Source organism: Corallococcus sp. CA054B, assembly GCF_003611625.1.
GTDB lineage: Bacteria > Myxococcota > Myxococcia > Myxococcales > Myxococcaceae > Corallococcus > Corallococcus coralloides.
Genome location: NZ_RAVY01000066.1, coordinates 36035 through 42770, shown reverse-complemented (window position 1 = coordinate 42770; position 6736 = coordinate 36035). Strand labels below are relative to the sequence as shown.

The following is a 6736-nucleotide window of genomic DNA, read 5'->3' as shown; positions in this document are numbered from 1 at the left end:
CCTCTGCCAAGGGCGGCCCCCACCCCCACCGCATCTTCGGAAACGACATAGGCACGGGGCTTCACGGGCTGCGCATGGGAACAGCCAACGGCCAACAACAGCGCCATGGTAAGGGTTTGGCTCCGCATGCGCCCTCCACAAAAATGGTCCAAGCATGGCGAAATCTTCACTCCGCGAACCATCACGGCGGGAGCCAGTGTCGTGGACCCATCATTTTGTCAGCGCTGGTGGCCCATTACTGAGAACTCCTCGCATTGACAGCGCAGTTCCCGTTGGACCGCTTTGGGGCGACCCATCTTCGCCCGAGCCTATGTTGCGAAGGGGCGCCTATCAGGATCGCTGTCTCGATTAGACGAAGTTCAAGACCGCATTCATTGTTTCAGAGGAGGTCAAGAACGCACTTGAGAGGACCGGGAACCTGGGCGTGATGTTCGAGCGGCTGACGGGACCTCGTGGAGTGCAATGACCAGCGGGGCCAGCGGGCCTCAGCCCGCCACGGCAACGCCCCGCTTCGCGGCCTGGCCCACCGCGTGGGTGAATTGGTCGATGTCATAGGGCTTCAACAGCAACTCGATGACATCTGGCCCCGTGTATTCCGTCGCGCCCTCGCGGTTGGTGGTGGTGAGCACGAAGGGGATGCCCGCGGCGGCCGGGTTCGCGGCCAGCTTCTGGAACGCGTGCCAGCTCAAATGGAACGGCACGCTGATGTCGTAGACGATGACCGCTGGCGCCGTCTCCTTCACCAGCGTGGCGAAGTCCAGGGGGCCGCGAACGACGTCCTGCACGCGCACGCCCTTCGTCTGGAAGCCCGCCTCGTCGAGCACCTCCTCCAGCGCTTCGATGAGATCTTCACTCCCGTTGAGCACCAGCACGGTGGGTCGTTTTCCCATGCGGGAAGGTTGCGTCCTCCCGCCCGGGTGAAAAGCGCTCCGGGACCCGCGGATGTAGCGCATCCGACAGAGCCGCCGGTCGCCTGGATGCCCGTCAGGCGTGGCCCACTGAAGGCCCCGCGCGAGGCAGCCGCACCCGGAAGGTGGCCCCCTGCCCCAGGGTGCTCGTCACCGCAACCTCGCCGCCGTGCGCCTCCACGATGCGGTGCAGGCGGTACAGCCCCAACCCCAACCCGCCGTAGTTGCGCGTGGGCACCGCGCGCTCGAAGCGGCGGAAGAGGCCGTCCACCCGGTCCGGCGCGATGCCGATGCCGTGGTCCCTCACCACCAGCCAGGCCGTGTCCTCGTCCGCCCGGACCTCCAGCTCCACGGGCTTGCCCGGACCGAACTTCACCGCGTTCACCAGCAGGTGCGTCACCACCTGCCCCAGCCGCAGCGCGTCCCAGTGGCCCACCGCGGACGCCACGTCGCGCACCACCAGCAGGCACCCCGCGCGCGCCGCCAGCTCCTCCCAGCGCAGCACCACGTCCCGCACCACCTGCCCCAGGTCCACGTCCTCCAGGTTCAGCCGGGGCGCGTGGCTCTGCATCTGCGACACGTCCAGCAACCCCTCCACCAGGTCCGCCAGCCGCTGCACCTGCCGGTCCGCCGCCACCAGCGCGCGCTCCAGCCGCTCCGGCGCCACCTGCCGCTCGTGCTTCAGCGCCGCCGCCGTGCCCTGCACGCGCAGCCGCAGCGCGGCCAGGGGCGTGCGCAGCTCGTGCGCGGCCACCGCCAGGAACTCGTCCCGCACGCGCACCGCCTCGCGCGCCTCGCGGTACAGCCGCAGCTGCTCCGTCACATCACCGATGATGCCCGCCATGCGCACCGGCCGCCCCTGCGCGTCGCGGATGGCCCGGCCCCGGCTCACGCACGAGCGGTAGCCCCCGGCCTCGTGCCTCAGCCGGAAGGACACGTCGTAGGGCGCGCCCTGCTCCAGGTGCAGCGTCAGCGCGGACGCCACCGCGTCCCGGTCCTCCGGGTGCACCCGCGCGAGGAAGGCCTCGGAGGTCCCCGGGAAGTCCTCCGGCTTGAGCCCCAGCATCTCCAGGAGGCGCGGGCTCCAGTACATGCTCTGGTTGCGCACGTCCCAATCCCACACACCGTCATAGGAGCCGGACACCACCAGCCGGTAGCGCTCCTCGCTCTCGCGCGCGGTGCGCTCGGCCTGCTCCAGCAGTCCCACCCGCCGCTCCAGCTGGCGCACCATCGAGTACAGGTGCGTCTCCGTGGACAGCTCGCCGGGCACGGGCGCGGGCAGGGGCCCCTCCGCGCGAGACTCGCGCAAGAGCATGGCCACCAGCTCGTCATCCCCCTGCGCGCGCCGCACGAAGCCGTTGGCCCCCACGTTGGCCGCCATGCGCAGGTCCAGCTCGTCCGGCGACGTGGCGTGCGTGAGGATGACCGGCACGCGCGCGAGCTTGGGGTCCTGGCGCAGGGCCAGGCACAGCCGGAAGCCGTCCAGCCGGGGCATCAGCACGTCCGCCAGCACGACATCCGGCGGGTGCCGCCGCGCCAGCTCCAGCGCGGCCAGACCATCCTCCGCCTCCATGATCTCGAAGCGAAAGGGCGCCAGCGCCAGCTGCAGGAGCTTGCGGTAGACGGGGTCGTCCTCCGCCACCAGCACCCGCAGCCCGGCCCGGCGGTCCTCCGCCTCCCGCGCCTCCCGAGGCAGGGCCTGACGCACCGCCTCCACCCGGGCCCCCAGCGACATGCCCGGCGCGAGGAACCCCGCCACGGGCAGGCCCGACCGCCGCAGGGCCTCCTGCTCGGCCGGCGGAGCCTCCGCCCAGAGGGACGCACCGGACGCGGCCAGCGCCTCACGCAGCGCGTCCAACCGCCCCGCCGCCGAGCCCAGCAGCGCCCCCGCCGCCAGCACCAGATGCACCGGCGGGGACTCGCGCAGCGCCTGCACCAGCGGCTCCACCCCCGCCGCCAACAGCACCCGCCAACCCTGCCCCTGGAACGCCAGGGACAGGAGCTCCCGGTGGGGACCCGGGGCCTCGACGAGCAGCAGGGTGGGCTTCATTTGGGGGGCGGGAGGAGGAAGACGGGCGCGGGCGACAAGTCGTTCTGGAAGGCGGGACCCCAACGGCCCGCCACCAGGGTGTGGAAAGGGCGCAGTCTGGTGACAGGGCCCTCTGAGTCAAGGCAACCCTTTGGAAGTGTTGGAAGCTGGAAGGCCACGGGCCAGGGGAACCCGCCGCTGGCCTGCCGCGTCACTGGTACAACCGGGCTACAGGTACACTTCGTTTGCACGGGCGTGGGGGACGCGAACGCGGCGGTGTGTTATTCGACCGCCCATGGGTGCCAAGAAAGTCACGGCGCAGGAGAAGCTGACCGGGTTCCAGGACCGGATTCGCGCCGCGGGGCTGCGCAGCACCGCCCCCCGCGTGGCCGTGCTGCGCAAGCTGGAGACCGCCACCGCCCCCATGAGCCACGCGGACCTGGTGGAGGAGCTGGGCGGCGAGGGCTACGACCGCGTCACCATCTACCGCAACCTCACCGACCTCACCGAGGCCGGCCTCGTCGTGCGCGCCGACCTGGGCGACCACGTCTGGCGCTTCGAGCTCAAGCGCCCCGGCGCCACCGAGCACGCCAACAACCACCCCCACTTCACCTGCACCGACTGCGGCACCGTCGCCTGCCTCCCCGAGGAGTCCGTGCGCCTCACCACCGCCCGGGGCGTCCCCCGCGCCGTGTCGCAGCGCGCCGTGGAAGTGCAGCTGCGCGGTCTCTGCGACCGCTGCGAGTAGTCCCCCCTCCCTCCAGCCAGCCAGGCGAGCCCCCGTTGGGATGTGCTCACTGGTAGGCACACACCTACATGTGAGCTTCCGCTCTCCTGCCCCCGGACACAGATTCGTCCTGGCGAAGGCGGGGACCCACCGTTCCGGCTCGGGGAACGGCGCGGGCGCTCCAGGGTTCGCAGGGGGATTGGGATGGAAGCCCATCACACGTTGCTGGTCGTCGACGACGACATGGACATCCGGGATGCGCTCCAGGACGCGCTGGAGCTGGAGGGCTACGCCGTGCAGCTGGCGGCGGACGGGCTGGAGGCGCTGGAGCGGCTGCGCTCGTCGGAGCCCCGGCCGCAGCTCATCCTCCTGGACCTGATGATGCCGCGCATGGACGGCATCGCGTTCCGCGAGGCGCTGCGCCACGAGCGCGCGTGCTCGGACATCCCGGTGGTGGTGGCCAGCGCGGACCTGGACGTGCGCGACACGGTGGATGGCATGGGCGTGGCGGGCTACCTGCGCAAGCCCCTGGACCTGTCCGCGCTGCTCACCACCGTGAAGCAGCTGTGCCTGCCTGTCTGAACAGAGAGCACCACCCAAACCCATACACGAAAGGGAGCGCAACCATGAAGAAGCTCATCATCGCGGCAGTGATGTCCCTGGGAACGGCTGCCTTCGCGCAGGAGGCCACCGGCACGCCGGAGAACCCGGCGCCGAGCGCGCCCAGCTCACGGCAGATGAACGGCCCCTCCACGGGCATCGAGGCCCAGGAGGTGGGCCCCGCCATCGGTGACACCGCCAAGAAGGCCGTGGGCGCGCAGACCTCCAAGGAGGAGGCGGCGCAGACGGGCGTGTGGAAGGAGAAGCACGCCTTCAGCATGGAAGGCACCGTCAAGGCCAAGGACGACGACGACATCACCCTGGCGCGCAAGGACACGCTGCCGGAGGTGAAGCTGGACGTGCGCGACAAGACGAAGGTGACCCTGGACGACAAGCCGGCGAAGGTGAGCGACCTGCCGGAGGGCGCCAAGGTGCGCGCGAAGTTCCAGCTGGAGGGGGATGACTCCGTCGCGCTGGAGCTGAAGGCCACCTCGCCCAAGCCCAAGAAGTAGTCCGGCGGTCGGACAGACCCTTCAATGCCTTTCACCGGGCCCGCCTCCCAGCAGGGAAGCGGGCCCGGCTTTTTTACTGCCCCTTCAGGGTCGGCCGGTGCCCTGGCTGGGAAGGAAATTGCCCTCTCCCCAGGGAATGCCGCACGGACAGCCTGCTCTCCGGGGCGGGTACGCCGCTTGCTTAGGTGGCGCGTACGCGTAGGGAGACCATGGTGAATCGACGACTGCTGGGGCTGGGCGTGTGTGCGGGTGCGGTGATGCTGTCGGCGTGGGGTTGCGGCGGGACGGATTCGCCCACGACGCCCATTGATGACACGGACAAGGTCGACCCGCGGGTGGAGGTGGATGCGGGGACCGGCGGTGACACCGACGCCGGGACGGAAGTGGACGCGGGCACGGATGCCGGCACCGACATCGACGCGGGCACGGATGCGGGGACCGGCACCGACGCCGGAACGGATGCGGGCACGGACGCCGGCACGGATGGCGGCACGGACGCGGGCACCGGGGTGGACCCGTGGCCGGCGGATCCGGTGACGAACTATTCGGACCGCTACGGCATTGGCAAGGTGAAGTCGGTCGGCATCGACCTGGGCAAGAACATCTGGGTGCTGGACGGCGCCCGCATTGGCGTGGTGCGCGCGGACACGCAGAAGCTGGTCTGGGTGGCGGGCCCCGTGGGCCAGGCGGCGGATGGGCAGCCCTCCAGCGTCATCTGCGGCGGCGAGGCGGGCCGCGCCTACGTGGGCTACTACGCCCAGGACCTGGGCGTGGATCCGGAGTGGCCGGACATCCACACCAACTTCATCGTCACCGCGAAGCCGTGCGAGGTCCCGGTGAACGAGACCACCTGCTTCCCGTTCAGCACGCGCCGGCTCCAGTTCTACAAGCAGGGTGACGTGGACGCGGTGAAGCTGGACGCCAGCGGCCAGGTCGTCTTCGAGAACCACATCAACCAGTCCCGCCGCGCCAACAAGGACGCGAACGGCAACCCCTTCATCCAGACGGGCCCCACCGTGGTGGACGGCGTCAGCCTGGGCATCCGCAACAGCAACGACCACCACTTCGACGAAGACCGCGCCATGTACAGCTGCGCGTCCGTGCTGCGCGGCCCGAACAAGGGCGACGTCTTCTTCGGCTCCAACCACGGCGTCACGCGCATCCGGGGACTGACCTACAACGCCCACCGGCACCCGGTGTGGTTCGACGCGAAGGGCTCGCAGTACGCCGGCTACACCTACGGCCTGGGCATCTCGCCGGACGGGGACGTGCTCATCGCGAACGAGTGGAACTTCGGCACCGTCACACCCGACACGAAGATGGAGAACTGGGACGACACCACCACGCCGGGCATCAACCAGCAGAAGGTGAAGTCCTCCTACCTCCCGGAGGTCAACTCGCAGGAGGCCTTCGATTCCTGGCGCGGCTTCCAGCAGACCACGGACAAGAAGTACTACCTGGGCAGCAAGGACCTGGGCCTGTGGGAGATGACCATCCTCTCCGCCAACAACCCCTTCCAGAAGGGCACCCGCATCGGCGCGGACGTGCCGGCGCTCAGCAACATCAACGCGCTGGCCTCCACCAATGACGGCTCGCTCTTCATCGGCACCAACACGGGCGGCCTCTACCGGCTGACCCCGGGCAAGGTGGTGGAGAAGGTGGCGGGCGTGCGCGGCAACAAGGTGGAGCAGCTCGTGTACGACGGCTCCGGCACCTCCGGCATGCTGCTGGTGCTGACGTCGGAAGGCCTGACCGTCCTGCGCGGCTACTGAGCAGGACTCCCACCCTGACGCCGGTGCGGTGCGCATGTCGCACCCGGCGCCACGGGGGGGAAGGCCGCCTGGAAGGCGCGGGAAATGTTCTGGAAGGAGGCCCGGTTCTGCTTCCGCCCTCTTGCCTTCGTGCAAGGGGGCAGGCGGGCCGGGCCCCCGGGCTTCACGGCCCTCCGGACTGCTCTCTA

6 protein-coding genes are annotated in these 6736 nt (G+C 70.0%); 4 read left to right on the top strand and 2 right to left on the bottom strand.

Translation table 11 applies throughout. From position 1 onward, the window contains the following. Positions 1-485: 485 nt before the first annotated feature. Complete coding sequence (locus tag D7V80_RS18090; RefSeq protein WP_147447132.1) at positions 486-890, bottom strand: hypothetical protein; 405 nt, start codon at positions 888-890, stop codon at positions 486-488. A gap of 94 nt (positions 891-984) precedes the next feature. Beyond that, positions 985-2958 (bottom strand): ATP-binding protein, encoded by a 1974-nt coding sequence (locus D7V80_RS18085; RefSeq protein ID WP_120589350.1) that lies wholly within the window; start codon positions 2956-2958, stop codon positions 985-987. A 274-nt stretch (positions 2959-3232) separates the two neighbouring features. On the opposite strand from D7V80_RS18085, the gene D7V80_RS18080 reads away from it, so the two are divergent. The 4 genes from D7V80_RS18080 to D7V80_RS18065 all read left to right on the top strand — a co-directional run bounded on the left by D7V80_RS18080 (position 3233) and on the right by D7V80_RS18065 (position 6548). Continuing rightward, entirely contained in the window at positions 3233-3685 is a 453-nt protein-coding gene (locus D7V80_RS18080) for a Fur family transcriptional regulator (RefSeq protein WP_120589349.1), read from the top strand. A gap of 183 nt (positions 3686-3868) precedes the next feature. Then, positions 3869-4246 carry a response regulator transcription factor gene (locus D7V80_RS18075; RefSeq protein ID WP_014400342.1) on the top strand — a complete coding sequence of 126 codons (378 nt, stop codon included), beginning with the start codon at positions 3869-3871 and terminating at the stop codon, positions 4244-4246. A gap of 44 nt (positions 4247-4290) precedes the next feature. Continuing rightward, positions 4291-4776, top strand: a complete 486-nt coding sequence (locus tag D7V80_RS18070; protein WP_120589348.1) for a hypothetical protein — start codon at positions 4291-4293, stop codon at positions 4774-4776. Between the two features lie 209 nt (positions 4777-4985). Beyond that, on the top strand, positions 4986-6548 hold the full coding sequence (locus D7V80_RS18065) for a hypothetical protein (RefSeq protein ID WP_120589347.1): 1563 nt from the start codon (positions 4986-4988) through the stop codon (positions 6546-6548). Positions 6549-6736 lie beyond the last annotated feature (188 nt).